The organism is Kribbella alba, from assembly GCF_039529635.1.
Classification (GTDB): Bacteria; Actinomycetota; Actinomycetes; order Propionibacteriales; family Kribbellaceae; genus Kribbella; species Kribbella alba.
Genome location: NZ_BAAANE010000004.1, coordinates 1,209,545 through 1,236,049, shown reverse-complemented (window position 1 = coordinate 1,236,049; position 26,505 = coordinate 1,209,545). Strand labels below are relative to the sequence as shown.

Here is a 26,505-nt window from a genome sequence, read left to right as displayed (position 1 = left end):
ACAGAGAGGTAGCGACCCGTGCTGGTGACATCTCGCTCGTACGTCGAGTACGAGGCGATGTTCGACCTGACCGAACTCCCGGACTCCGTGCTTGACTGCTGTGCCGGCGGCGCGAGCTTCACCGCGGAAGCGGTCGAGCGGGGTGTCGACGCGATCGCGGTCGACCCCGCCTACGAGCTGCCTGCGGCAGAACTGGTGGACACCGTGCGGCGGAGTCTGCCGGCGACGGCCGGGATCGTCGATGAGCACGCGGGCAGCTTCGTCTGGAACTGGTACGGGAGTCCCGAGCGCAAGGACGAGCTGCGGATCGAAGCTGCTGACCGGTTTCTCCAGGACGTGTCGATCGCGCCGGAGCGGTATGTGCCGGGGAGTCTGCCGAAGCTGCCGTTCGAGGACGGGCGGTTCGACCTGGTGCTGTGCTCGCACCTGCTCTTCACCTGGGCCGACAAGTACGACCGCGACTGGCACCTGGCGTCGTTGCGAGAGCTCGTCCGGGTGAGCCGCTCGGAGGTCCGCATCTTCCCGCTTGTTCAGCAGGGCGCCGGCGATCCGGTCGACTACCTGCCCGATCTGCTGGCCGAGCTGGCGGGCGTCACGTCGGAGATCCGCAAGGTCCCCTACGAGTTCCAGGCCGGCGCCGACGAAATGCTTGTCCTGAGCCACTAATCCGGGTGGACTCGCGGCAACGCGCTGCTACTCCGCTGCCGTCCAGCGGGAGAGCGGCTTCAGCTGGTACTACGCTCAGCGGGGTGCCGGGCAGGTTGGTTGCCCCCGGCACCCTCGCTGATCTGCACGCTGGAGGGGTTCAGCGCAGGAAGCGGCCGCACACCGGCCAGGGGGATGCTCCGCGCTGGGCGTACAGCTTCTTGGCGCGCATCAGTTGTTCTCCGGCCGACGCGCTCGCCGGGCTGCCCGATCCGCCGACACTGCGCCAGGTCTGCTTGTCGAACTGGAAGAGGCCGTAGTAGCCGGCCGAGTTGACGGCTCGCGGGTTCCCGCTCGACTCGCAGTTCGCAACCTTCGCCCAGGCCCCGCTCAAGTTCGCCTTGCTGCTCCGGACGGGCGCCTTGACGGTGGCGGCACGATTGGCGCGGACCTTCCGATGGGTCTTGCGGGCGGTCGTGGTCTTCTTGACGGTCGTCCGCTTCTTGACCGTCGTCCGCTTGTGGCTGACAGCTGCCTTCTTCGCGCCGTCGAGCTGCAGGGTCTGGCCGATCAGGATCAGGTCCGGGTTCTGGAGATTGTTGAGCTCGGCAAGGTGGTGCCAATCGGCTCCCTTGGCCTGAGCAATCTCTGAGAGGGTGTCGCCGGGCTTGACCGTGTAGTCGGTCGCAAAGGCAGCGCCTGCGCCGGCGGCGGTGATACCGGCACCGAGGCCGGCAATGGAAAGGGTCCGAACGACCCGGCGCGAACTTGGCCGGGGGCGGGCATGTCGGGCTTTGGACATCAGAATTCTGCTCCTCATGAGCTGGGCATGGTTGAACCTCTCCAGCCCGGCCGATTCAGCCGCGTGCGCACTGTCCCCGAGTACCTCGTCCGCTTCCGGTGGTGGGCCGATGGACGAGACGAAGGTGGATGTCACCTGGGTGCGTGAGGCTCGGATCGTCGGCCGCTCTCCTTGCGAGCGGCCACACCGGGCTCCGCAGTCTGGTGAGCTACCACTCCCTTCAGGGGTGCAGGGGATGGCATCCGGCCGATGTCACGAGACAGCGTCCGAATGATCACGCGTCGGTAACGGCGTGACCCGAGTCATCGTGCGCGACCTCGTTGAAGAATGCAAGAGTCTCGCCGCAATCTGGGCAAAGTACTTCGGTCCGTAGTCGGACAAACCCCAACAACAGAACGGTTTCCCCGGCGCACGCGTCCCGAACGCGAACGGACTCAGCGCTCTCAGCGACCGAAATAGCGAGGTGGGACGAGCGCGACGGTGAGATCGCGGATCAACTGCTGGTCGCGGTCTGGCCAAGAATTCCAGACCTGGTCGGCCCAATCAATCATTTGTTTGCCGACGCCTTCGATCGTGCCGGCCCGGAGTACGGCGTGCGCGGTCAGGTCGGCCACGCGGTCGGGCGGGGTGAGGGGCGGCCAGTCGGAGTGAGAGTTCGCCATGATGCCGTGCGCGGTCCGAACGTCCAGGTTGCCGGAGCCTCGTTCGAGGTACATGTAGAGGCCGTTCAGGGCGAAGACCGCACCGATCGCAGGACTCTGCGGGCCGACGTGCTGCGCCGCGTATGCGTCGATCCGGAGCTGGTGCAGCCGGCCCAACTCGGCCAGGTGCTGCAGCTCGAAGCCGACAAGCTCGCCGGCCACCTCGGCGCATTCGGGCGACGCGTTGTACTTCGTGGTGCCGCCCGGCCAGTCCGTTACCGGCAGCTCGACCCGGCACCCGGGGCATCGCCGCATTTCCCGCGCCGGGGCGAACGGCCCAGCGCCCGATCCGTGCGTGTCACCTGCAGCGTTCACCCGTTGATCGAATCACGGGCCGGACCATCCGGCCAGCTGGTTCTGCCACCACATCGGCGGCCAGAAGCCCTGTGGTTGTGGCGAATGCAGCTGATGGGCGCGAAGCGTCCTGTCCTGTCAAGCGGTCACTGCGCCGAACGGTTCTGCTGGCTGGCGAAGTAGGCGACCTTGCGCGCTCGCATCACCTCGCCGAGCGGCCGATGCGCGGTCAGGGCGTTCCAAGGGTCGAACTTGGCCGTCTCGATCTCCTCGTCGAAAGCCGGGTCCGGTTTCTGTCTCGGGATCGTCAGGCGTGCCACCGTCAGGTAGGGCGCCGGCCAGACGACCGACGCGTCCTCGATCGGGGTGGTCGCCTCGTCGGTGAAGAACTGCACCTGGAGCTCGCGCACCAACGGGTTGTCGATCAGCCGCTCGTAGACGTCGCCGGCCCAGTCGTCCTTGGCGTTCTGGTTGACCTCGCTCGAGGCGGCGACCAGCCGCACGCGGACGGCGTACGGGCCGAAGGCTATCGGTGCCGCGCTGAAGAAGTCCTGGGTGGCGAACCCGCTGAAGGGCGACTTGAGCGCGGCCGTCACGGTCTTGAGCTCCGGGATCATGCCGGGGTTCTTGAGGAGTTTCAGCAGGATCTGGCCGCGCGTGCCGGCGCCGGTGGTGACCACCTTGGTGAAGTCGTCGCTGGTCGCGGAACTGAACCTCTCGTGGTTGATCAGCGCGAAGTCCTGCGACACCGCCTCCCCGCCGAGGGCCGCCGGCCCGCGGACGCCTAGCACCTTGATCGCGAAGCCGCGGATGTCTGGGACGGCGTCGGGCGCACGGCTGAAGCCGCCGTTCGAGAGCCGGATCCAGGCGTCGTACCGGTTCGGGATCGCGAAGATGCCTTGCTTCGCGTACTCCGGGAGGTCGCCCGGGACGTCCAGTCTTGCCCGTAGCGCCGCGAGTTGTCTGCGATGCAAAGCCCGCCCGGCCCCGTACTTCTCCGACTTTCTCGACTGCATCTCCGCGAACTGTGCCGCCTGCCGCTCGTGCCGCTCCTTCTCCTCCGGAAGAACCACTTCACGCCAGTCGGTACTCGGCTCGCCCACGACATCTCCCATCGCCTGGATCCAGCGGTCGGTGCCAGTATCCCCGCAAACCTTGGTTGCACGAGGCAACAAGCAGAAGCTGTCCGTGGGGTCGGTGTAGCTAGGTCGGGTAGGTCTGGATCTCAGTAGCTTTGAGGGTGGCGTGGAGGTGTTGGCCCGGGGTGAGTTGGAGGTCGGCTACTGCGGCGGTGGTGATGTCGGCGAGCAGGGTGGCGGGGGCTGCGGCGTTTCGGGCGGTGAGCCGGACTCGAACGGTGTGGGCGTGTTGCTCGATGCCGGAGACGGTCATCGGCCAGGTGTTGCGGGGTGTGCCGGTTGGTCTTTCGGGATAGAGGCTCACGGCCGAGGGCGGGAAGGCTACGTAGACGCCGCCCGAGGTGGGGGACGCGATCGTCAGGGAGCCGCCGCCGGTCAGCATGACTGTGGTGCCTTCGGCGGTGCCTCGGTAGAGGTTGAGGCCGACCAGTTGGGCGACGTAGTCCGTGCGGGGGCGTCGGGCGATCTCGGTGGGGGCGCCTTCTTGGACGACCCGGCCGTTCTCGACGATGACCAGGCGGTCGGCCAGGACCATCGCGTCCAGCGGGTCGTGTGTGACGAGCAAGGTGCGGCCCTCGTAGCGGTTTAGGTGCTGACCGAGCTCAGCCCGCACATGCAGCGTCGTACTCGCGTCCAGTGCGGCCAGTGGCTCGTCCAGCAGCAACAGTTCGGGATGCGTCGCCAAGGCTCGTACCAGGGCGACCCGCTGGGCCTGCCCGCCCGACAGCGATCGCGGGCGGCTCTTCGCGTGCTCGGCCAGGCCCACTGTGTCGAGCCACCGCGCTGCGTCGGCCCGTGCGGCTCGCTTGTCGACGCCCCGCGCGCGCATGCCGAACGCCACGTTCTCCAGTGCGCTCAGGTGATCGAACAGCAGGTAGTCCTGGAACACCACGCCGATCGGCCGACGGTCCGCCGAACGGAACACCCGCGGTGGCTCATCCCAGACCTCGCCGCCCAAGCGGATCTGCCCGCCGTTGATCGGCAGCAGTCCCGCGATGGCCCGGAGGGCCGTGGTCTTACCCGCGCCGTTCGGGCCAAGTAGCGCGACGACCTCGCCTGGTTCCACGGACAGGCTCAGGTCAAGCTCGAAGGCAGCCCGGGCAACGCGCAGGTCGGCGTACAGGGTCATCGCAGACCACTGATCCAGCGTTCCCGCAGACAGGCGAGAACCAGCACGGACACGGCCAGCAGGACAACACTCAGTACTACCGCGACGTCGGGGTCCGTCTCCAACGCCAGATAGACGGCCAGTGGCATCGTCGTCGTCCGGCCAGGCAGGTTCCCCGCGAAGGTGATCGTGGCGCCGAACTCGCCGAGCGCCCGAGCCCAGCACAGTACTGCGCCCGCCACGATGCCCGGCGCGATCGACGGCAACGTGACCCGGCGGAACGTCAGCCACCGGCCGGCTCCGAGCGTCGCGGCAGCTTCCTCGTACCGCGGATCCGCGGCCCGCAAGGCGCCTTCCACCGAGATCACCAGGAACGGCATCGCCACGAACGCCTCCGCGACGATCACTCCGGCGGTGGTGAACGGCAACGAGAAACCGAACCACAGGTCGAGGCGTTCTCCGATCAGCCCGCGTCGGCCGAGCACCAGCAGCAGGGCGACTCCGCCGACTACCGGCGGCAGAACGAGGGGAACCGTCACCAGCGCGCGGATCAGGCCGCGGCCGGGTAGCTCTGCGCGGGCGAGGAGCCAGGCGAGTGGGATTCCTAGGAGAAGGCAGAGCACGGTGGCGGCGCTCGCGCAGAGCAAGGAGAGCTTGAGGGCCTGGCCGACGTCCGCGCTGAAGAGCCGCGACGGCAGGGTCGACCAGGGTGCCTGGGCAAGTAGGCCGATCAACGGGACAACCAGAAACGCCAACCCGAGCAACGCCGGCACCAGCAAGATCAGCGGAACCCTCCCGCCAATCCGCTGCCGCCTGCGCCGCCCCGTACTACGAACCGCCCTCGGCTGCTCGCCGGGCCGCGGGGGTCCGGGGCGTTCCTGTTTGTCCGCAGGGTTCACGGGGTGTCGAAGCCTGCTGAGCTGAGGACGGTTCTGGCTGGGGCGGACAGGACGAAGTCGACGAAGGCCTTCGCGCCGTCCGGGTTCTTCGCCTTTGTCAGCGGGGCGATCGGGTAGTCGTTCACCGCCTTGTCCGCCTCGGGGAACTCGATCCCCTCGACCTTGTCCTTGGTGGCTAGCACATCCGTCTTATAGACCAGCGCCGCGTCCACCTCACCAAGACTCACCTTGGTGAGTGCCGCCTTCACGTCCTGCTCCAGGCTGTCCGGCTGCGCGGTGATCCCGGCGGCCGTGAACACCTTCTTCGCCGCCGCGCCGCACGGGACCTGCTCGGCGCAGAGCGCGATCTTGCGGTTCTTGTCCGCGAAGTCCTTCAGCCCGCTGACCTTGCCCGGATTGCCCTTCGGGACCGCGATCTCCAGTTTGTTGCTCACAAACGTGGTCGCGGTGCCCTTGTCGGTCACCTGGTCCATGTTCTTGGGTGCGGCCGAGGCGAACACGTCAGCCGGCGCGCCCTGATTGATCTGCTGGGCGAGCGCCGAACTGCCGGCGAAGTTGAAGACCACCTTGACGCCTGGGTGGGCAGCCTCGAAATCCTTGCCCAGCTGGGTGAACGTCCCGGTCAGCGAGGCAGCCGCGAAGACGTTGATCGTGCCCGAGAGCGCAGCCGTCGACGACGAGGTCGACGGCCCGGCGGCTGGGGTGTCGGTGCTTCCACACGCAGCGAGGGTCAACGCGACGACCGCAGTCAGGCCGGCGGCAACAATACGGCGGGACATCAGGCCTCCGGGATCTCGACGACGACATGGGTGGACTTGATCGAGGCGACGGCGACCACACCCGGTTCCAGGCCGAGCTCGTCGGCCGCCTCGCGGCTCATCAGGGAGACCACCCGGAACGGTCCGGCCTGCAGTTCCACCTGAGCCATCACGCCGTCCTTCACGACCCGGGTGACGATGCCGCGCATGCGGTTCCGCGCCGAGGCGGCTGTGGTGTTGCCCGGCTCCGGCGTCTCCGCCAGTTCCTGGGCGAACGCGGCCAGTTCCTTGCCGTGGACAGCCATCCGGCCGCCGTCCTGGGTGGCGGGCAGACGCCCCTGATCGACCCAGCGCCGGACGGTGTCATCGCTGACTCCGAGCAACGCGGCCGCCTCACTGATCCGCAAATTCGGCATGAATGACATGATATCTCCGCACCTGCGGGTGGTGTCTGCCGTTTCGATTGACCGTTCCCGAACGTGAGCGTCGTCACGCCGCGGTCAACGCCGGCGGCATAAGTTTGGCCCATGAGCACGACGGGGCTGCGAGAGTATCTGGACGGGCCGCACAAAGCGGCCCGCGATGTCGTCCGGGACGGGCTGGCCGAGCACGCCGACCTCCTGAACGCGGGGCTGACGCTGTCGCGCGACGAGTACCGCGACAAGGTGCTCGAGATGCTGCAGCAGATCACCGCCGACGGGCACACCGGCCGCGGCTTCCCGAAGGAGTTCGGCGGGCAGGGCGATCTCGGCGGCTTCATCGCGGGGTTCGAGACGCTTGCCTTCGGCGACTTGTCGCTGATGGTCAAGGCCGGTGTGCAGTTCGGCCTGTTCGCCGGAGCGATCCTGCACCTGGGCACGACCCGGCACCACGAGGAATACCTGACCGACGCGATCAACGGCCGCCTGCTCGGCTGTTTCGCGATGACCGAGACCGGTCATGGCTCGAACGTCCAGGCGCTCGGCACCACCGCGACGTACGACGCGGCGACCGACGAGTTCGTCATCCACACGCCGCACCCGGCCGCGCGCAAGGACTACATCGGCAACGCGGCGCGGCACGGCCGGATGGCCGCGGTCTTCGCGCAACTTGTCGTCGGCGGACAGACCCATGGCGTGCACTGCCTGCTGGTCCCGATCCGGTCGCTCAATGGCGAGGTGCTCCCTGGCGTGACCGTCACGGACTGCGGTCCGAAGCTTGGCCTGAACGGCGTCGACAACGGCCGCATCGTCTTCGACCAGGTCCGCGTTCCCCGTACTGCGCTGTTGGACCGCTACGCGCAGGTGGATGCCGAAGGCACCTACACCAGCGAGATCGAGAACCCGGACCGGCGCTTCTTCACCATGCTCGGCACCCTCGTCCAGGGCCGCGTCTCCGTCGGCGGCGCCGCGATCAACGCGAGCAAGGTCGCTCTCACCATCGCCATCCGGTACGCCGATCAGCGCAGGCAGTTCGGGGCGCCCGGGACTGCCGAAGAGGCGCTGTTGCTGGACTATCGGATGCATCAGCGCAGGTTGTTGCCATTGCTCGCCCGCACCTACGCGCTCCACTTCGCCCAGGCCGAGCTGGTCGCGGAGTTCGTCCGGATCTTCGGTGGCGAGGGTCTGTCGGACGCGGACGAGCATGACCGGCGGGCGCTCGAGGCCCAGGCGGCCGGCACGAAGGTGCTCGGCACCTGGCACGCGACCGAGACGATCCAGCTGTGCCGCGAGGCCTGCGGCGGCGCTGGGTATCTCGCGGAGAACCGGCTGGCAGCCCTGAAGGCGGACACGGACGTGTTCACCACCTTCGAGGGCGACAACACTGTTCTGCTGCAGTTGGTCGCGAAGGGTTTGCTGACGGGCTACCGGGAATCGTTCGGCAAGCTCGACCCACTTGGCACGGCCCGGTTCATCGCTGCCCAGGCGGTGGAGATCGCCGTGGAGAAGACCGCGCTGCGTGCTGTTGCCGAGCGGCTTCGAGACGTGGTGCCGAACAGGAACGACAAGGCCGATCCCGACGCCGGACTGCGCGACGATGCGTACCACTGCGGAATGGTCCGGTTCCGCGAGGAGCACCTGCTCGCCGGAGTAGCGCGTCGACTGAAGGCGGGGATCGACGCCGGCGATGACGCCTTCGACGTGTTCAACCGCTGCCAGGACCACGTCATCGCCGCCGGGCGTGCCCATGTGGATCGCGTCGTCCTCGAGGCGTTCCTGGCCGCGGTACAGGTTGCTCCTGAAGGTTCTGTCCGGGACAGGTTGAAGGACCTGTACGACCTGCATGCGCTGGCGACGATCGAGGGCGAGCGCGCGTGGTACATCGAGCACGGCCGGTTGTCGGGTGCCCGTTCGAAGGCGATCACCGCGCTGGTGAACGAGCTCTGCGCACTGGTCCGGCCGCACGCGACGGAGCTCGTGGACGCGTTCGGCGTACCGGGCGCTGCAGTCGATGTGCCCATGGTTGTACCGTCGCAGCATGAGTGAGCCGATTGAGCCCGCGTCGGCTGCCGAGGCCGCCCGCGAACTGGCGAAGGTGCTGCTGGAACAAGCCGACGCTCTGGACCTGCACGATCTGAGGGCCACCACGGCGATCGAGAACGTCCGGGTCCAGGCCCGGGTGCTCGCCGAGGCGGTCCACGAGCGTGGCTGGGGCGATATCTTCCTCGGCATCGACTCCTACGACCCCAACGAGCTGGACGACCTGCCGCTCGGGCCGGACGACTTCGACGACCCAGCGGACTACCGGGAGATCATCGAGGGCGCCGGCCTGGACGAGCTGGACGAACCGCTGGTGCCGGAGAACGGTATCCGGCTCAGCTACCAGGCGCGGTACGACTTCGTGGTGACGGACCCGGAGGCGTTCATCGCCTACGTCCGCGGCCGCTCCGACGAGGTGCAGAACGACGACGTGATCGACGACATCGAGGACGCCCGCTCGGCCTTCGAGCTGCTGGGCTACCTCGACGGCATCGGCTCCAGGGACTACGACGGCCACGGCATCGTGTCGGCAGGTGGCGAAGAGTCCCACAAGGTCGTGGAGTTCTCGCTGTGGGACCTGGACCCGACTCGGCGGGACGACACCTACCCCTACTAAGCTCGTACGCCGTTCCACCCCACAGACGCGCTCCTCCATCCGCTCGACAAGCAGGTCGGCTAGCGGGTCTTTCGCCCGCTGGCGTCGAGCAAGCCGCCATCGGTCGAACAACCCGGCATCGGTGGGGCCGAGTGCGAGTGTCGGCTGGCTGAGGCCAGTTCAGGCGAGAGTCGGGGCGGCCCTTGTACCGACCGACAGGTAGAGGTCGCCCGGTTGGGGGATCGCGGGGTTGTTCAAGGCGGGAGGTCGGCGCTGGGTCGCGACTACGTCCTGTCGGTCGGTACACCCCGGCCCTGCGATCCGGTCGACGGACGCTCCGGGATGGGCAGATGGAAGCGGCTGCGGCTCAGATTGACGCTCTGGTTGGGTTTCGGGTGAGGCGGCGGGATGCCGACTGTTGTTGCGTCAGGCAATCTCTTCTACTGGCGAGTACGGAACGTGAGGAGCGGTATACAAAGCGTCGCCTTAGACAAGATCAATGCAAATGTTTGATCCCGCTCGTGGCGGGCCTCTGGCGGGCCGTGACAACGTTCAGTTGTCGGCGACGGACGGGTCGCTGACACAGGCTCTAGGTGGCTCCGCGGTACTCCCGTCCGCGACCGGACTGTACCTCCCCTGCCGGTCACGGAATGAGATGGCGGCACCACCCTCCTTCGGGCCGAAACCGCCCTCTCGGGGCAAAGCAAGACGCCGGCCGTGTCGCCGGGGTGCCGGTCGCCAGTGAGGTGGTGACCGACACCCGACACGGCCGGCGTTTCTTCTTGCGAGCAGGCGCCGGCGTCCAGTCGTGGATCCCTGCTCTGGGCGATCGATGGCCCAGTTGCACGAGTGAGCGCCGACTCGCTACCGGTTCCAGCGTCGCCTCACTCGAGTGGATGTCGTGCCCGACGGCTGCGAGTGTTCGCCCGGATCTGCGGGCGCATCGATCTGCCTCTGGAGACCGACTCCCGGCGTACTGATGGTGTAGATCAGTACGCCGGGGGACGTTCAGGCGAGTTCGAGGGCTGTGGTCGGGCGGGCCTGGATCTCGCCGTAGGTCGTGGTGCGTTGCCGGGCGGGGCGGCCGGCGGCGGTGGCCATCTGGGTGAGCTCCTCGATGGACTTGCGGGAGCCGTGCTTGGACCCGGCCATGCGGCTGATGGTCTCCTCCATCAAGGTGCCACCGATGTCGTTGACGCCGCCGTTCAGTACTGCGACGCAGCCGTCGACGCCGAGCTTCACCCACGAGCACTGGATGTTGTCGATCCGGCCGTGCAGCATGATCCGCGCCATCGCGTGGACCGCCCGGTTCTCGTCGTACGTCGGGCCCGGGCGGGCGACGCCGGCCAGGTAGATCGGCGAGTTCTGGTGGATGAACGGGAGTAGCACGAACTCGGTGAAGCCGCCGGTCTGGTCCTGCACCGCGGCGATCGTGCGCAGGTGCTGGACCCAGTGGTGCGGCGAGTCCACGTGGCCGTACATCATCGTCGAGCTGGACGGCAGTCCCACCTTGTGCGCGGTGCTGATCACCTCGATCCAGCTTGCCGTCGGCAACTTCCCCTTGGTCAGGATCCAGCGCACGTCGTCGTCGAGGATCTCGGCCGCGGTGCCGGGGATGCTGTCCAGCCCGGCCTCCTTGACCGAGATCAGGAACTCCTCGATCGACAGCCCGGTCCGCACCGAACCGTTGACGATCTCCATCGGCGAGTACGCGTGGACGTGCATCTGCGGCACCCGGTCCTTGACCGCCCGCACCAGGTCCGCGTACGCCGTACCGGGCAGGTCCGGGTGGATGCCGCCCTGCATGCAGACCTCGGTGGCGCCGATCACCCAGGCCTCCTCGGCCCGTTGCGCGACCTCGTCCATCGACAGTGAGTAGGCGTCCGCATCAGTACGCCGCTGGGCGAACGCGCAGAACCGGCAGCCGGTGTAGCAGACATTGGTGAAGTTGATGTTCCGGTTCACCACATAGGTGACGTCGTCGCCAACTGTTGCCTTGCGCAACTCGTCGGCAATGTGGGCGAGCTGGTCCAGCGCCGGACCCGTTGCCGTCATCAACGTCAATGCCTGCTGGTCGGACAGTCCGGCCGGGTCCCGCTCGGCCGCGGCGAGTGCTTCCTTGACGTCACCGTCGATCCGCTCCGGTGCCGCGCGGTTCGCGACATCCTCGCGCAGAACGTCCCAGTCGCCGTACGCGGCGTCGAAGTCGGAGCGGGTCTCCGTACGACGTCCTTCGGTGTCGATCGCGGTGTGGAGATCAGTACGACCGGCCGATGACTCATACAAGTTCCAGCCGCCGTCGGGCTCCTGCCACGGAAGACCCTTCGGATAAGCGTCCTCGTTCGCCAGGCCGGTCTCGGGATCGACCAGCGCCTCCACGTGCGAGATCAGCCGCGGGTCGAGCCAAGGCTCGCGCAGGTACTCCGGGTGCGCTGTGAGCCTTTCCCGCAAGGTGAATCCGGCGTCGGCGGTGACCTTCGACAGGTCGTCGATCTGCGGCCACGGGCGCTCGGGGTTCACGTGGTCCGGGGTCAGCGGGGATACCCCGCCGAAGTCGTCGACGCCCGCGTCGAGCAGCAGTTTGCACTCGGCCAGATCGACCAGGTTCGGCGGTGCCTGGACGCGCATCCGGGGGCCGAGCACGACGCGAGTGACGGCGATCGCGGCCAGCCATTCATCCAGCGGTACGTCGGCGTCGTTGCGCATCGCGGTGTCCGGCTTCACCCGGAATCCCTGGATGATGACTTCCTGGATCCCGTTGTACTGCCGGGCGATCCGGCGCAGCGCGAAGATCGAGTCGGCGCGCTCCTCGAGGTTCTCGCCGATACCGATCAGCAGACCGGTGGTGAACGGCACGTTCGACCGGCCGGCATCCTCCAGCACCCGCAGGCGGATCGCCGGGTCCTTGTCCGGCGACCCGTAGTGGGGCTGGCCCTTCTCCTCGAACAGCCGGCGCGAGGTGGTCTCGAGCATCGTACCCATGCTCGGTGCGACCGGCTTCAGCCGTTGAAGGTCCTGCCACGACATCACGCCGGGGTTGAGGTGCGGCAGCAGGCCGGTCTCCTCGAGCACCCGGATCGCCATTGCTCGCAAGTAGTCGAGCGTGCTGTCGTAGCCGGCTTCCTCGAGCCACGTCTTGGCCGCGTCCCAGCGGTCCTCGGGGGCGTCGCCCAGTGTGAACAGCGCTTCCTTGCAGCCCAGCGCGGCGCCCTGCTTCGCGATCTCGAGGACCTCATCGGGACTCAGGTACGGCGAGTGCACCCGGCCGGGGGTGGTGGCGAAAGTGCAGTAGTGACAGCGATCCCGGCACAACCGGGTGAGCGGGATGAACACCTTCTTCGAGTACGTGATGATCCCGCTGCGCCCCGCGTCGGCCAGTCCCTGATCGCGCACCCGCGCGGCCGTCGACATCAGCGCCGTCAGTGCAGCTCCCGACGCCGACAGCAGCACCTCGACCTCGGCCGGGTCCAGCGTCTTGCCGTCATCGGCTCGCTTCAAGGCCCGTCGCATCGCGGTGCTGATCCCCGCGTTCGAGGCTGCTTCCGCCTTCGGCTCTGCTTTGGGCGGCGCGCTCGCGATGGTGTGGATGGGGCCGGTCTCAGGGGAGGTTTCGGGCTGATCGTGATCGGTCACACGGACGAGCGTATGTCGCGTTCTGACCCGATTTCGCCGATTTGGACACCCAAAAACAATCAGTACGTCTGTCCTGCTACTTTGAAGTTCGTGCAGGTCAGAGCCGCCTTGGGTCAGCTGGGACGGCCGCTAGCCGCCATGCGGACAAACTAGTCGGCGCGTGGCCGAAACCCGGACAGGTGGCGTGGGCCAAGGGCTGGCGCGACGAGTGGATGCACGTGCGGACGGTGAAAACGCGGGCGTCAAAGGGCGCGGGCGGACGGTCGGGGTTTGGGTGGGTAGATGGGTGGTGTGGCGGTGAGGGCCAGGGCGTCGGCGGCACGCGTTGATGGGCGGCGGGTGCGGTGAGGGCCAGGGTGTCGGCGGCGCGCGTCGATGGGCGGCGGGTGCGGGGGAGGCAGCGGCGGACGGAATTGCTGACTGCGGCGTTGGCCGTGGTGGAGCGGGACGGGGTGGCGGGGGTCAGCCACCGGGCGGTGGCGGCTGAGGCAAGGGTTTCGGTGGCGTCGACGACGTATCACTTCGCGTCGTTGGACGACTTGCTGGTGGCGGCGCTGACCTGGGCGGCGGAGGATCTTGCGGCCGAGTTGCAGGAGCGGGCGACCGAGCTTGGCGCACGACCTGCGGATGAGCTGGCTCAGTTGATCGAGCACTGTCTGGTCTACCGCCGGGGCCGCACGCTCGCGGAGTACGAGCTTTATCTACTCGCGGCTCGGCGGCCTGCGCTGCGCGAGGCCGCCGCCGCCTGGCTGGAACCGCTGACGGAGATCGCCCGGAGCTTCACTGCCGATCCGCACCGGGCGAGTCTCCTGGTCGCGGCTCTCGACGGAATCTTGCTCCAGGCATTGATCGGCGCCCGCGACTTCAACCGCGCCGACTTCCACGCGCTCCTCGAAGTGCTGAGATAACGCGCCGTCTAGGCGGGCCGGAACGAACTCCGGACGCCCTTGCGGCACATGCCTCGAACGATCACGTGATGGAACGGGCGGATCACCTCGAAGTAGTAGGCGCCCGACCGTACGCCGACAGTGGACCAGCGTGACGACCTTGAATTCGTGCGTGGGCGAGGCATCGTCCGTGGTGACAGCCAGCTGGCCGGTCAGGTGATTGCCGTTTGGTATGGAGGTTAGAGCGCCGGCGACGCGTCCTGTGGTTTCAGGCGTCGGCGGCGGTGAGGGCGGTGGCTTCGGCTGTCGAGTGGGCGGTCGGGGTGCGGAGGTGGGAGAGGGGCTTCCAGCCGGTGGCGAGGACGCCGACGCCGAGCAGCACGGCGAAAGCGCCGACGTAGAAGGGGAGTTGGATGTTGACCGCCTCGCCGAGCTTGCCGGCCAGCCAAGGTGCGACCGCGCCGCCGGAGAAGCGGACGAAGCTGTACGCCGCGGAGGCGGTGCCACGCTCCACCGGTGCAGCAGCCATCACCGCCTCGGTGATCAGGGTGTTGTTCACGCCGAGGAACAACCCGGCGACGATCACGCCGACCGCGAGGACCGGCCGGTGGTGTGCGTACAGACCCATCACCGCAAGGTCGGCGCCGAAGAGGAGCAGCGAGGTCATCACCACCGGCAGAGTGCCGAAGCGGCGCTGCAGGCGAGGTGCGGCGAAGACCGAAGTCAGGGCCAGGCCGATGCCCCAGCCGAAGAAGATGAGGCCGATCTGCCGGGCCGACATCGCCAGCGGGAACGGGGTGAACGCCAGCAGAGTGAAGAAGCCGAAGTTGTACAGCAGCGCGGTGACCGCGACCGTCGCCAGGGACCGGTGCCGGAGGGCCTTCAGCGGTTCGACGATCGACGTACGGCGAGGTGCCGGCGGGGACGCGGGCAGCAGGAACGCGGTAGCGGCCAGGGCGATCGTCATCAGTACGGCGACGCCGAAGAACGGGCCACGCCAGGAGATCGTGCCGAGCTCCCCACCGACGAGCGGTCCCGCTGCGATGCCGACGCCCAGCGCCGCTTCGTACAGGATGATCGCCTGCGCGACCGAGCCGCTGGCGGAGTTCACGATGGTCGCCAGCGCGGTCGCGATGAAGAGGGCGTTGCCCAGGCCCCAGCCGGCCCGGAAGGCGACGATCGCCCCGATCGAGTTGGACAGTCCTGCGAGGGTGCTGAACACGACGATGATGGCCAGACCGATCAGCAGCGTGCGCTTGGCGCCGATCCGGCTGGAGACCGCGCCGGTGATCAGCATCGCCACGCCGATGACGGCCATGTAGCTGGTGAACAGCAGCGAGACCTGAGACGGGCTCGCGTGCAACTGCTCGGCGATCGGCTTGAGAATCGGGTCGACCAGGCCGATGCCCATGAACGCGATCACACAGGCGAAGGCCACGGCCCAGACGGACTTGGGCTGCTTGAGAAACGAGTTGCTGCTGCTCACCGGGGGCTGTCCTCCATCGGATTTGAGCGCGCCGCACGGGAGCTCTGGTGGAGCTTGCTCTCCCCCTCGGCGCGCTGGGTGAGGATCGAGTGCATGACGGTGACCGCGGCCTCGAGGGTGGCGAGGTCGGTCGACGGGAGCTGACGCAGCCGCGCGGCGAGGGCGTCGCCTGCTTCGTGTCGGGCCCGATCGAGCTCGGCGCCGCCTGCCTCAGTAAGGCTGATCAGGCTGGCGCGGGAGTCGGCCGGGTCGGTCTCGCGACGTACCAAGCCGTTCTCCTCCTGGCGTTGCACGAGAGTCGACATCGCCGGCTGCGAGCAGCGGTCGGCCTTGGCCAGATCGCTGATCCGGGTCGGACCGAGCTCGTCGAGCCGCCCCAGTAGCCGCATCGCCGCGGGCGGCAATGCGCTGATGTCCCGGGTGGCAAGCCGCGTCAACCGAGCCGCGGCCACCAGGACGTCAACACCGAGCTGCGAAAGGTCAGTGGCGATCACCCCCTCAACGTTACATAGCAAAGCTATGTATCTCGAGAGTCGGCAGCCGTGAAGCGCGTCACGTGTCGGGATCTGCCAGCTCTCAGATCCTGGTGCCTATCGAGGCAGCCTCACATCCGGGATCTCAGTACGTCGAACTCACAGCCTGGCGAGTTCGGGTCGAAGCCGTGCTCGATCAGCCAGCGGGACGCCAGCAGGCTCCGCAGCGACCACCACGCGCGGATCGCGTCGAGGTCGACGTCGGTGCCGTAGCCGGCGGCGACGTCGGCGAGGTGCTCCTCGTGTCCGAGCGTCAAGCTGGCCAGGTCGAACATCGCATCGCCCTGGCTCGCCTCGGACCAGTCGATGATGCCGGTGAGCTTGTCACCGTCGACGAAGACGTGGGTGATCTGCAGGTCCCCGTGCGTGAACACCGGTGTCCATGGCCGGAGCGCGGCCTCGGCGATCTCGCGGTTGCGCGTGACCAAGTCGGCGGGAAGGACGCCGCTCGTGATGAGCCACTCGCATTCGCGGTCGAGGTGCGCTGCGATCTCGTCGCGGCTCCTCCGACCGGGCCATGGCGGTAGCGGCGCGTCGTGCAACAGCCGGATGGCGGCACCCGCCGCGGCCCACGCTGCCGGCGAGGCGGTCGACGGCTCACCAAGACGGCCGAGTGCCGTCCCCGGGAGGGCGGCGATCGCGAGCACCGGCGGCTTCCGCCACAGGATCTCGGGAGTCGGGACCGGCGCCAGAGCCATCGCCTCGACCTCGACGTCGATGTTCGTCTGATCAGCGTCGATCTTCAGGAACACGTCACCGACGCGCAGAGTCACGCGCTCGCTATGGGCAACGACGACCTCGACCTCCTCCACGTCGGCCATTGTCGCGGGGATGCCCACCGCCGTCACCGGAATTATCAGCCGGCAACACACCCGCGCCCACCGCGTGTCCTGCGTCGCCTTTGTCGACCAGGCGACGGAAGCACTCTGCTGGTCGACCACATCAACACTCAACGCTGGGTCTCGCCCGGGCGGGTCGTGTTGACCAGAGGCACGTCTGAGGGTCAATCCTGCAGTGCTGCAAACTTTCAGCGTTATTAAGTTGCAGCGAGTGCAAGTTCGCTTCTAGTGTGATGGCGTGATGCAGACCGAGGACACAGCGACGCCGGCACCGACCGGCCGCCGGGAGCGCAAGAAGCGAGAGACCCGGGCGGCGTTGGCCGCGGCAGCGCTCCGACTGGCGTTGGAGAAGGGCCCGGACAACGTCACGGTCGAGGAGATCAGCGAAGCTGCCGATGTCTCGGTGCGGACCTTCTTCAACTACTTCCCGCACAAGGAGTATGCGATCCTCGGCCGCGACCCAGAGGACTTGGAGCGCGCGCTGACGACGCTGCGCGAGGCGCCGGTCGACCAGTCGCCGCTCACCACAATGCGGATGATCGTCAGCGAGGTGCTGAGCGAGCTCGAGAACGAAGAGGCGCCGATGTCGCGCCGGATCGCGCTCGTGATGCAGTCGCCGAACCTGCTGTCCCAGTTCGTGCTGCTCGGCGCCGAGGACGAGCGCGCGATCACCGCTGCGATGGCCGAGCGGATGGGCGAAGCGCCGTCCGCGGTCCGTCCGGCACTGATCGTCGGCGCGGCGGGCACCGCTGTCCGCGTGGCGATGGAGCTGCAGCGGACGGCTCCCGGCCGCTCGCTGAGCTCCCTCGTCGACGAGGCATTCCTTTTCCTTGCCGACGGCATCGATCCGGCCTTCGACCGCACCACTCTCTTCCGATCCGACCAGGAAGGTCATTCATGACAACGACCTCTTCGCCCTCTCCGGCGGACACCCCGGCTGCTGACAGCGCGCCGGTCGTCGCCGCGAGCGAGGTCGCCGCCCTCACGCCCCGGCAGACTGTGCAGGCCATCTCCGGCCTGATGATCGGCATGCTTGTCGCCGTGCTGGCAGGCACTGTCGTCTCCACCGCGCTACCGCGGATCATCGCCGACCTCGGCGCGAGCCAGTCGGTCTACACGTGGGTGGTCACCATCGAACTGCTCGCGATGACGGCCACGGTGCCGCTGTGGGGCAAGCTCGCGGACCTCTACAACAACAAGCTGCTGGTCCAGCTGTCACTGTCGTTCTTCGTGATCGGCTCACTGGTAGCCGGCTTCACCCCGAACGTCGAGCTGCTGCTGGCAAGCCGCGTCGTGCAGGGCATCGGAGCAGGTGGTCTGACCGCGCTGGTGCAGATCGTGATGGCGGCCATCATCCCGCCGCGGGAGCTCGGCCGGTACTCCGGCATCTTCGGCGCGATCTTCGCCTCCGCGACCGTCGGTGGCCCGCTGCTGGGCGGCTTCCTGGTGGACTCGCCGCTCGGCTGGCGGTCCTGCTTCCTGGTCGGGGTGCCGTTCAGCCTGCTGGCGATCTACTTGCTGCAAAGGACTCTGAAGCTGCCGACGATCCGGCGGGACGTGAAGATCGACTGGCTCGGCGCGCTGCTGATCACCGGCGGGGTGAGCACGATCCTGGTCTGGTCGACGTTCGCGGGCAACAAGTTCGACTGGGCCTCCGGGTGGAGCTTCGCGATGGTCGGGATCGCCCTCGTGGTGCTCGCGCTCGCCGTGGTGGTCGAGGCGCGGCACCCGGAGCCGATCATCCCGCTGGACCTGTTCCGCAACCGCACGGTCGCGCTGTCCGTGGTGGCGAGCATGCTCGTCGGTCTGGCGATGTTCGGCGGCTCGGTGTTCTTGTCGCAGTACTTCCAGATCGCGCAGGGGCACTCGCCGACCTCGGCCGGACTCCGCAGCCTGCCGATGATCTTCGGCATGCTGATCTCGTCGACCATCGCGGGCGGCCTGATCACGAAGTACGGGAAGTGGAAGATCTACCTCGTGCTCGGGAGCATCCTGCTGCCGCTCGGGCTCGGCCTGCTCGGCACGATCGACGCGCACACCTCGACGTTGATGATGTCGGCGTTCATGGCCGTTCTGGGTGTCGGCGTCGGCCTGGTGATGCAGAACCTGGTGCTCGCGGCGCAGAACGACGTCCCGGCGCGGGAGCTCGGCGCGGCCACCTCCGTGGTGAGCTTCTTCCGGAGCATGGGCGGCACGATCGGCGTCAGCGCACTCGGTGCGGTCCTGGCGAGCCGTGTGGCCAGCTCGCTTGGCGGATCTACCGGCGGTGGTGGCGGAGGCGCAGTACCTGAGATCTCGAAACTGCCCGAGCCGGTGCGGGTCGCAGTACAGGAGGCGTACGGCAACGCGACCGCCGACCTGTTCGTGATCTCGGTGCCGATCGCCGTGCTTGCGTTGGTCGCAGTGCTGTTCATCAAGGAGAAGCCGCTGCTGACGACGTCGGCGTCGGAGCGGATGGCGACCGAGGACAAAGAGGCGGCTGGCAAGCTGGACGCATGATTGTTGCCTTCAGTATCAGTCCGGCCGGTGGAGACGAGACCGGTGGCGTCAGCGCAGCCGTCGCGGAGGCGATCCGGGTGGTCCGCGCCTCCCGTCTGCCGAACGAGACCAACGCGATGTTCACCAACATCGAGGGGGAGTGGGACGAGGTGATGGCAGTGGTCAAGCAGGCTGTGGATGCGGTCGCCGCCGTCTCACCCCGGGTCAGCCTCGTCCTCAAGGCCGACGTCCGCCCCGGCTACACCGGCCAATTGACGGCCAAAGTAGAACGCATCGAACAAGCCCTGACCGACTGACTCTACCTCGACGCCCGCCGCCGTACTGCGTTACGCCGGCGGGCGTCGCTATGTCTGTGCACGTTGGCGGCAGTGGGTATCGGCCGCGTCGGCTCGTTGTCGGCTTTCCGACACTGTCGATTCATGCCGTCAGAACGGGAAGTTGCGGACTTTGCGGAGGACTTGCTGAAGCCTGGACAGGGCTAATGCTGAGAGTTAATTTAAGCTCTGAAATTTGATGCTTCAGTGACGGAAGGACCGCCCCCATGCTTTCCGATCGCAAGTCCCTGATCACCAGGTTGTTGGCGATGCTGGTGGTCTGTCTGTGCCTCACCTCCGCGAGTGCGTATGCCCGCGAGGCCGGCCAGCAGACTGTCCAGGCGAACTTCAACGTGCTCGCGTTCTACAGCGGCACCTGGGATGCCGCGCACATCGACTTCGAGAAGGAGGCCAACCAGCGCTTCCCGCAGTTCGGCGCGCAGAACGGCTTCACCTACACCGCCACGAACAACTGGGACCAGCTGAACAACCTCAGCGCCTCGCAGTACCAGGTCGTCATGTTCCTGGACGACTCGCCGCACAGTGACGCGCAGCGGACCGGGTTCCAGCGGTACATGGACAACGGTGGTGCGTTCTTCGGGTTCCACGTCGCGGCGTACAACGATGCCAGCGGCAACTGGCCGTGGTTCAACAACACCTTGCTCGGCACCGGACGATTCGCGACGAACACGTGGGGTCCGACCGCGGTCACGCTGAAGGCGGAGAACCGCTCGCATCCCTCGCTGGTGAACACGCCGGCCACCTTCCGGTCGTCGGTGAGCGAGTGGTACAGCTGGCAGAACGACCTGCGGAACAACGCGAACATCACCATCCTGGCCTCGATCGATCCGTCCAGCTTCCCGGTCGGCACGGACCCGAACCAGACCTGGTACAGCGGCTACTACCCGATCATCTGGACCAACAAGAACTACAAGATGATCTACGCGAACTTCGGCCACAACGCGATGAACTACCAGACCAACACCCGGCTCTCGTCGACCTTCGACAGCCCGGCGCAGAACCAGTTCATGATGGACGCGCTGAAGTGGCTCGGCGGTGGTGGCACCGTGCCGCCGGTGGACCAGCCGTCGCCGAGCGCGTGGTACTCGGTCGCGAACAAGAGCAACAACAAGTGCGTCGACGCCCGGGCGGCAGGCACGGCCAACGGCACGGTGATCCAGCAGTACAGCTGCAACGGCTCAGCGGCGCAGCAGTTCCAGTTCCAGCCGACCTCAGGTGGGTTCGTCCGGGTGAACAACCGCAACGACGCCACCAAGGTGATCGACGTGACCGGGGTGTCCTCGGCCGACAACGCCGGGCTGCAACTGTGGACGTACAGCAACGGCAACAACCAACAATGGCAGGCGGTCTCGGAGGGCGGCGGCTACTTCCACTTCGTCAGCCGCTTGAGCAGCAAGTGCCTCACCGTGCCGGGCGGCTCCACGGCCGACAGCACCCAGCTGGTCCAACTCACCTGCAACGCCTCACCAGCGCAGTCCTTCCGTCTCACCGCCGCCGCCTGAAAACCCTTGCGTCCGAAGAACCGCGGGTCAGGCCCTGAGGTTCTTCGGACGCAAGCGTGGGAGTTTGTTAGTTTGCCGGGCATGAGAACCCTGCGCGTTGCCGCCCTAGCGGCGGGACTCCTCCTCTCCCTGTCACAACTGGTGCCTGCTCACGCCGTCGGATCTTCGAGCGGCGGCTCGCACAAACCGTCGTACGAGTGGGACCTGAAGCCGACCGGGAGCACCTCCCAGTTCCGCGGGCTCGCCGCGATCAGCGCGGACGTCGCCTGGGTGGCGGGCAGCGAGGGGCAGGTGCTGCTGACCACCGACGGCGGCAAGAAGTGGCAGAACGTCAGCCCGCCCGGAGCCGGCGACCTGCTGTTCCGCGACATCGAGGCGTTCGACGCCAAGCGCGCGGTGGTGCTTGCGATCGGCAACGGTGAGGCGTCGCGGATCTACCGGACCGCCGATGGCGGCAAGACCTGGGCGGAGACGTTCCGCAACACCGATCCGGTCGCGTTCTACGACTGCCTCGATTTCAACGACGCCAAGTTCGGGCTGGCGCTGAGCGACCCGGTGGACGGCAAGTTCCGGATCGCCGCGACCTCTGACGGCGGCAAGTCGTGGAAGGTGCAGCCCACAACCGGGATGCCTGCCGCGCTGCCGGGCGAGTTCGCCTTCGCCGCGAGCGGGACGTGCCTCGTTGCCGGACCGGGCCGGACCGCCTGGTTCGCGACCGGAGGCGGCGATCGGCCGCGCGTGTTCAAGACCACTGACGGCGGTCGTAGCTGGAAGGTGACGGACTCGCCGATGGCCAGCGGCGAGGCGGCCGGCATCTTCAGTCTGGCGTTCCATGGGCCGCTGTTCGGTGTCGCGGTCGGCGGCGACTTCTTGAAGCCGACCGAGGCCGTGAATGCCGCATCGGTCACGTCCGACGGAGGCCGGAGCTGGAAGCTGGTTCCGGCGGACAAGGCGCCGAAGGGCTACCGCAGCGGCTCGGCTTTCGTGCCGTGGACGCCTGCCACGGTGATCGCCGTCGGCCCGTCGGGCAGTGACTTCAGTCTCGACGGCGGTCGGAGCTGGACGCAGTTCTACGACGGCAGCTTCGACAGCGTCGAGTGCGCCGGACACGGTCCGCACGCGGCGTGCTGGGCGTCGGGCGCGAAGGGCGCGGTCGGCCGGCTGGCCTTGGCGCACTGAGGGAGTCCAAGTGGGCGACACTCGTACGTCGTGCGGGGGTCGCCCCACTCCGACCAGGATGAAGCCACGCGCAAACTTCCGAGCGGTCTACTGGTTGCGTTCGCGGGCTTGCTCGTGTTGACCCCGACCACCGCGGCCGCGGCCGAGCCCGCTGTGCCGGGCCGCCAGTTGCACGTGACTACCTACAACATCCACCACGCCGCCGGGACCGACGGCGTTCTCGATCTGGAGCGGATCGCTCAGGTGATCAAGAACTCCGGCGCGGACGTGGTGGGGCTGCAGGAGGTCGACAAGCACTGGAGTGCGCGCAGCAACTGGGTGGACCAGCCGGCCTGGTTGGCCAGTCGACTCCAGATGCACGTGGCTTACGCGGCGAACCTTGATCTGCCTCCGGTGAACCCCGATGAACCGCGCCGGCAGTACGGCACGGCGGTGTTGTCGCGATATCCGATCAAGGACTTCGGCAATACTTTGCTACCGCTGAACCCGGGTGGGGAGCAGCGCGGCCTGGCGGTCGCGTCCATCAAGGTGCGGGGCCGGGAGTTGCGGTTCGCGAACACTCACCTGACGTCGGACAACAACGCCGAGCGGCTGGACCAGGCGCAGAAGGTGGTCGAACTCCTGGGCGGGTCGAATCAGCCGACCGTGCTCGTCGGCGACCTCAACGCCCGTCCCGAGGCGCTCGAGATCAAGGCCCTCACCGCCATCTGGCGGGACACCTGGACCGAGGTCGGCGTGGGCCCCGGCTACACACTCGAGGCCTACAACCCGATGGCCCGGATCGACTACCTCCTCCACACGCCGACGCTTCGGCCGATCTCCGCCGAGGTGCTCACCACCAACGCCTCCGACCATCTCCCCGTCACGGCGACCTTCACCCTCCGCTAGCACTAAGACCTTCACCGGCGCCCCGCCCTCGGTCGGCGGCGCCGGTTCCGTGTTCCCAGCCCGTACTGCGGTGGGCCGCGGCGGGCTGAGGTTGCGGGTCGGCTGAGGAGGTGGTTGCCGCGGGCGCGGGTGAGTGGTTGCCGGGGGCTACCGAAAACGGGCCGCGCGAATTACAAGCCTGTAGTTTGTCAAGCCGACACGCAGGTGCAACAAAGTTATTCGTGTGAAAGGTGTTCCCAATGGGGCTGCAGGCAACTAGTGTCACGTATGAGGTCCAGAAGGACCAAAAGTTCACGAACCCTGGGGAAGGGGTTTGTGACTGGCGGAAGGAAGTACCCGATGCGGACGCCCACGGGGGCTACGTCCGGCACACGGGTCGCAAGCACTGGGAAGACCGGTAGGGCTTTGCTCTCCGGGGTGCTCGCGGTCTCGCTCGCCGGCACCATTGCCCTGCTTCCGGCCCCGGCCCAGGCTGACCCCAAGCCGCCGGTCATTCCCTCACAGTCAGCGGTCGACGCCGCCAAGAAGGCAGCAGCCGCCAAGGCCGCCCAGGTCGCCTCGATCGAGCAGCAGCTCGCCGCCGCGAACGACCGGCTCGAGCAGTTGGGGATCGTCTCGGGCAAGGCGGCCGAGGCTTACAACGGTGCGATGTACCAGCTGCAGCAGGCGAAGGCAGAGGCCGCCGCAGCAGCAGCCCGGGCGACCAAGGCGCAGGAGACGCTCGCCGGTCAGCGCCGCCAGATCGGCCGGTTTGCCGCAGCGTCGTACCAAGGTGGTGGCGACGTCGCGAAGCTCGGTCCGTTGTTCACGGCCACCGGCCCGCAGGAACTGCTCGACTCCGCCGGTGCGGCGCATTCGGTGTCAACGGCAATGCAGGGTTCATTCCTTCGCTTCACTGCGACCCAGGTGGTCGCCAACGCGTTCAAGCTGCAGGCCGACCAGGCTGTCACCAAGGTGAAGGCCGCAACCGACGCAGCTGCGAAGGCGAAGGCAGACGCCGAGGCCGCCGAGGCCAACCAGTCCGCCGCCGTCGCCGCGATCGGCGCTGAGCGCAAGACGCAGATCAGCCAGCTGGCGACATTGCGCAGCACGTCGTACCAGGTTGCTGAGCAGAGGCAACGGGGCCTGGAGGAGCTTGCCAGGCAGCGCGCCGCGGCACTGGCGGCCAAGAAGGCCGAGGAGCTGCGCAAGCGGATTGCCGCGCGGGAAGCAGCCGAGCGTGCGCGGGCGGCAGCCGAGAAGGCTCGCCAGGAGCGTGAGAACCAGGGCAAGAACCACAGCACCAAGAAGCCGCCGAAGCAGAAGCCCGATCGCAACGGCAACGGCAGCGGCAATGGCACGGGTAGCGGGGGCGGATCCGGGCACAACTCGCGCGGTGCTCAGGCCGCCATAAATTTCGCCCTGTCGCAGCTGGGTGATCCGTACGTGTGGGCCGCGGCCGGACCGAACTCGTGGGACTGCTCGGGACTGACGATGGGCGCGTGGAAGCGGGCTGGTGTGCAACTGCCGCACTACAGCGTCGCGCAGTACGAGCAGATCCAGCACATCTCCGAGGACGAGCTGCGCCCTGGCGACCTGATCTTCTGGGCCGACAACGCCAACGACCCCGGCACGATCTTCCACGTCGCGATGTACCTCGGCAACGGCCGGATGATTCACGCGCCGCGGCCCGGAAAGCCCGTCCGGATCGACAGCATCTACTACTGGATCGCCCCCGACTTCTTCGGCCGCCCCTGACCACCTGGAAGCCCTGACCACCTGGAACTCCGCCGTCCGAGCTCCGGCCGCCCGAAGCTCCAACCGCCCGATGCTCCAACCGCCCCGCTCCAACCGCCCCGCTCCAACCGCCCGATGCTCCAACCGCCCGAAGCTTCGAACTGAAGCCTGTGATCGACCGAAGCTGAAACCAGACCGTCAGCCCGCCCCTGATCCGGTCCCGTGACCAGACGAGCCGGTGTCCGCCGTCGGCGCGCAGAACGGTGCCAGTGATGAATCCTTTGCGCAGCAAGGCGATGATCGAGTCCGCGATGTCCTTGGTTCGCTTGACCGACAGGCGCCGTCCGATCACCGCGATGCCGGAGATGAGCTCTCTCGAACCACCCGGCCCGGGTGACGGTGCTCCGTGCTTGGCGAGCAAGAGCGGCCCGGCCAGCTTGGATTCGATGGTGGATCGCGCGGCGGCCACGTCGTACTCGCTGATCGGCTGGTAGGCACGGCCGACCAGCCGGGGTGGTGACGATGTAGTTGCGGTGGTTCGGGCGACCGGCTTCTACGGGATGGCGATCAGACGGCCGAGGTTTGCGCGGTCGTCGAGCACGCGGTGAACGGCGACGGTGTCGGTCAGGGCGTACGTGCCGTGGATCGCGGTTCGTAGATCGCCTGACTGCCACAGTCGGCTCACTTCGGCGACATCCTGGCGAGCCTCCTTTGGTCGTACTTGCCGCCAGTTGTAGAGGCCGACGCCGGTGATGTATCTCAGGCTGAAGACGCCGTTCCCTCCGATGCTGGGAAGCTCGCCGCTGATCGCGCCGTAGGTGACCATTCGGCCCAGCGGCGCGAGCAGCTCCATGCGTTGGTCGAAGACCTTGCCACCGACAGCGTCGAGGACCATCTCGACTCCGCCCGGCGCGGTCTCCCAGAGGCGGTCCGGCCAGCTGGCGTCGCTGATGTCGACCGCGGCATCGGCTCCGCAGCTCCGGATGAAGTCGAGCTTGGCGGTCGACGACGCAGTACCGATCACTGTCTTCGCGCCGAGCGTGCGGGCGAGGTGGTAGCGAACTGCCCGCATAGCACTGCCCTTGATCGTGGGAGATAGAAATAATGGGTATCTCCTACGGTAACGCACCGGTGGGTCTCGTTCTAGAGTGAGCGGCGTGAAGCCGTCCCAGCACCGCCTCGGTGATCGGGTCGTCTGGCAACTGGGCCGGGCGAGCCAGCAGTCGCAGCGGTTGATCCGGCAGCACCTGGCGGCCGCCGATGCGAAGTCGCAGCATTACCACGTGCTGGCGAGTCTGGCGGACGACGGAGAGGCGGCGCAGGCCCCGCTGGCGGACCGGATCGCCTTCGACCGCAGCGATCTGGTGACATTGCTCGACGAGTTGGAGCAGTTCGGCTACGTGCTGCGCCGGACCGATCCAGCCGATCGCCGCCGCAACATCGTCGGGATCACCGGCAAGGGCGAGAAGGCGCTCGCCGAGATGGACAAGCTGATCTTCGCCGCCGAGGCCGACCTGCTGGAACCCCTCAACCAGGCCGACCGCAGAACCCTCCTCCGCCTTCTCGGCCGCTTGGTAGAGGACTAGCCGCAACCCTGCTGCTTGGGCT

At 67.5% G+C, this 26,505-nt stretch carries 25 protein-coding genes; 13 read left to right on the top strand and 12 right to left on the bottom strand.

From position 1 onward, the window contains the following. Positions 1–18 precede the first annotated feature (18 nt). Entirely contained in the window at positions 19–666 is a 648-nt protein-coding gene (locus tag ABD210_RS12680; protein WP_344111359.1) for a class I SAM-dependent methyltransferase, read from the top strand. 139 nt (positions 667–805) lie between these two features. Here ABD210_RS12680 and ABD210_RS12675 read toward each other — a convergent pair whose 3' ends face one another. From ABD210_RS12675 to ABD210_RS12645, 7 genes are all read right to left on the bottom strand, one after another. Beyond that, positions 806–1,447, bottom strand: a complete 642-nt coding sequence (locus ABD210_RS12675) for a transglycosylase family protein (RefSeq protein WP_344111358.1) — start codon at positions 1,445–1,447, stop codon at positions 806–808. A 443-nt stretch (positions 1,448–1,890) separates the two neighbouring features. Next, positions 1,891–2,463, bottom strand: coding sequence for a DUF5946 family protein (locus tag ABD210_RS12670; protein WP_344111357.1), 573 nt, complete (start codon positions 2,461–2,463; stop codon positions 1,891–1,893). A 125-nt stretch (positions 2,464–2,588) separates the two neighbouring features. Continuing rightward, positions 2,589–3,557, bottom strand: coding sequence for a catalase family protein (locus tag ABD210_RS12665; protein ID WP_344111356.1), 969 nt, complete (start codon positions 3,555–3,557; stop codon positions 2,589–2,591). 88 nt (positions 3,558–3,645) lie between these two features. After that, on the bottom strand, positions 3,646–4,710 hold the full coding sequence (locus tag ABD210_RS12660) for an ABC transporter ATP-binding protein (RefSeq protein WP_344111355.1): 1,065 nt from the start codon (positions 4,708–4,710) through the stop codon (positions 3,646–3,648). Further along, positions 4,707–5,468 (bottom strand): molybdate ABC transporter permease subunit, encoded by a 762-nt coding sequence (gene modB / locus ABD210_RS12655; protein ID WP_344111354.1) that lies wholly within the window; start codon positions 5,466–5,468, stop codon positions 4,707–4,709. Before modB ends, ABD210_RS12660 begins: the two co-directional genes overlap by 4 nt. Positions 5,469–5,584: 116 nt before the next feature. Beyond that, positions 5,585–6,367, bottom strand: coding sequence for a molybdate ABC transporter substrate-binding protein (gene modA, locus ABD210_RS12650; protein ID WP_344111353.1), 783 nt, complete (start codon positions 6,365–6,367; stop codon positions 5,585–5,587). Next, entirely contained in the window at positions 6,367–6,771 is a 405-nt protein-coding gene (locus ABD210_RS12645; protein WP_425552657.1) for a TOBE domain-containing protein, read from the bottom strand. Before ABD210_RS12645 ends, modA begins: the two co-directional genes overlap by 1 nt. Before the next feature lie 102 nt (positions 6,772–6,873). Here ABD210_RS12645 and ABD210_RS12640 point away from each other — a divergent pair, with 102 nt between their 5' ends. Beyond that, positions 6,874–8,811, top strand: coding sequence for an acyl-CoA dehydrogenase family protein (locus ABD210_RS12640; protein ID WP_344111350.1), 1,938 nt, complete (start codon positions 6,874–6,876; stop codon positions 8,809–8,811). After that, positions 8,804–9,421 (top strand): hypothetical protein, encoded by a 618-nt coding sequence (locus ABD210_RS12635; RefSeq protein ID WP_344111349.1) that lies wholly within the window; start codon positions 8,804–8,806, stop codon positions 9,419–9,421. The genes ABD210_RS12640 and ABD210_RS12635 overlap by 8 nt, the downstream gene beginning before the upstream one ends. 987 nt (positions 9,422–10,408) lie before the next feature. On the opposite strand, the gene ABD210_RS12630 is transcribed toward ABD210_RS12635, so the two are convergent. Continuing rightward, entirely contained in the window at positions 10,409–13,033 is a 2,625-nt protein-coding gene (locus ABD210_RS12630; protein WP_344111348.1) for a bifunctional FO biosynthesis protein CofGH, read from the bottom strand. Between the two features lie 386 nt (positions 13,034–13,419). On the opposite strand from ABD210_RS12630, the gene ABD210_RS12625 reads away from it, so the two are divergent. After that, on the top strand, positions 13,420–13,941 hold the full coding sequence (locus ABD210_RS12625; RefSeq protein WP_344111346.1) for a TetR/AcrR family transcriptional regulator: 522 nt from the start codon (positions 13,420–13,422) through the stop codon (positions 13,939–13,941). A 247-nt stretch (positions 13,942–14,188) separates the two neighbouring features. On the opposite strand, the gene ABD210_RS12620 is transcribed toward ABD210_RS12625, so the two are convergent. The 3 genes from ABD210_RS12620 to ABD210_RS12610 all read right to left on the bottom strand — a co-directional run bounded on the left by ABD210_RS12620 (position 14,189) and on the right by ABD210_RS12610 (position 16,760). Next, entirely contained in the window at positions 14,189–15,406 is a 1,218-nt protein-coding gene (locus ABD210_RS12620) for an MFS transporter (RefSeq protein ID WP_344111344.1), read from the bottom strand. Further along, positions 15,403–15,900 carry a MarR family winged helix-turn-helix transcriptional regulator gene (locus ABD210_RS12615; RefSeq protein ID WP_344111343.1) on the bottom strand — a complete coding sequence of 166 codons (498 nt, stop codon included), beginning with the start codon at positions 15,898–15,900 and terminating at the stop codon, positions 15,403–15,405. The genes ABD210_RS12620 and ABD210_RS12615 overlap by 4 nt, the downstream gene beginning before the upstream one ends. 110 nt (positions 15,901–16,010) lie before the next feature. Beyond that, a complete protein-coding gene (locus ABD210_RS12610; RefSeq protein WP_344111342.1) occupies positions 16,011–16,760 on the bottom strand; it encodes a phosphotransferase family protein in 750 nt (249 codons plus the stop codon). Between the two features lie 259 nt (positions 16,761–17,019). On the opposite strand from ABD210_RS12610, the gene ABD210_RS12605 reads away from it, so the two are divergent. The 8 genes from ABD210_RS12605 to ABD210_RS12570 all read left to right on the top strand — a co-directional run bounded on the left by ABD210_RS12605 (position 17,020) and on the right by ABD210_RS12570 (position 25,391). Then, positions 17,020–17,679: an acyl-CoA-like ligand-binding transcription factor gene (locus ABD210_RS12605; RefSeq protein WP_344112047.1), complete on the top strand. Its 660-nt coding sequence runs from the start codon at positions 17,020–17,022 to the stop codon at positions 17,677–17,679. Beyond that, entirely contained in the window at positions 17,676–19,277 is a 1,602-nt protein-coding gene (locus ABD210_RS12600) for an MDR family MFS transporter (RefSeq protein WP_344111341.1), read from the top strand. The genes ABD210_RS12605 and ABD210_RS12600 overlap by 4 nt, the downstream gene beginning before the upstream one ends. Next, the gene (locus ABD210_RS12595) at positions 19,274–19,573 is read left to right on the top strand and encodes a thiamine-binding protein (protein WP_344111339.1); all 300 of its coding nucleotides are present in this window, start codon (positions 19,274–19,276) and stop codon (positions 19,571–19,573) included. The genes ABD210_RS12600 and ABD210_RS12595 overlap by 4 nt, the downstream gene beginning before the upstream one ends. 245 nt (positions 19,574–19,818) lie before the next feature. Then, positions 19,819–21,114: a ThuA domain-containing protein gene (locus tag ABD210_RS12590; protein ID WP_344111338.1), complete on the top strand. Its 1,296-nt coding sequence runs from the start codon at positions 19,819–19,821 to the stop codon at positions 21,112–21,114. A gap of 81 nt (positions 21,115–21,195) precedes the next feature. After that, entirely contained in the window at positions 21,196–22,293 is a 1,098-nt protein-coding gene (locus ABD210_RS12585) for a WD40/YVTN/BNR-like repeat-containing protein (protein ID WP_344111337.1), read from the top strand. A 30-nt stretch (positions 22,294–22,323) separates the two neighbouring features. Next, positions 22,324–23,181, top strand: a complete 858-nt coding sequence (locus ABD210_RS12580) for an endonuclease/exonuclease/phosphatase family protein (RefSeq protein WP_344111336.1) — start codon at positions 22,324–22,326, stop codon at positions 23,179–23,181. Positions 23,182–23,520: 339 nt separating this feature from the next. Beyond that, positions 23,521–24,918 (top strand): NlpC/P60 family protein, encoded by a 1,398-nt coding sequence (locus ABD210_RS12575; protein ID WP_344111335.1) that lies wholly within the window; start codon positions 23,521–23,523, stop codon positions 24,916–24,918. A gap of 251 nt (positions 24,919–25,169) precedes the next feature. Next, positions 25,170–25,391, top strand: a complete 222-nt coding sequence (locus tag ABD210_RS12570; protein ID WP_344111334.1) for a hypothetical protein — start codon at positions 25,170–25,172, stop codon at positions 25,389–25,391. Between the two features lie 59 nt (positions 25,392–25,450). On the opposite strand, the gene ABD210_RS12565 is transcribed toward ABD210_RS12570, so the two are convergent. Then, entirely contained in the window at positions 25,451–25,969 is a 519-nt protein-coding gene (locus ABD210_RS12565) for a zinc-binding dehydrogenase (protein WP_344111332.1), read from the bottom strand. An 85-nt stretch (positions 25,970–26,054) separates the two neighbouring features. Here ABD210_RS12565 and ABD210_RS12560 point away from each other — a divergent pair, with 85 nt between their 5' ends. After that, the gene (locus tag ABD210_RS12560; protein ID WP_344111331.1) at positions 26,055–26,483 is read left to right on the top strand and encodes a MarR family winged helix-turn-helix transcriptional regulator; all 429 of its coding nucleotides are present in this window, start codon (positions 26,055–26,057) and stop codon (positions 26,481–26,483) included. Positions 26,484–26,505: the final 22 nt, after the last annotated feature.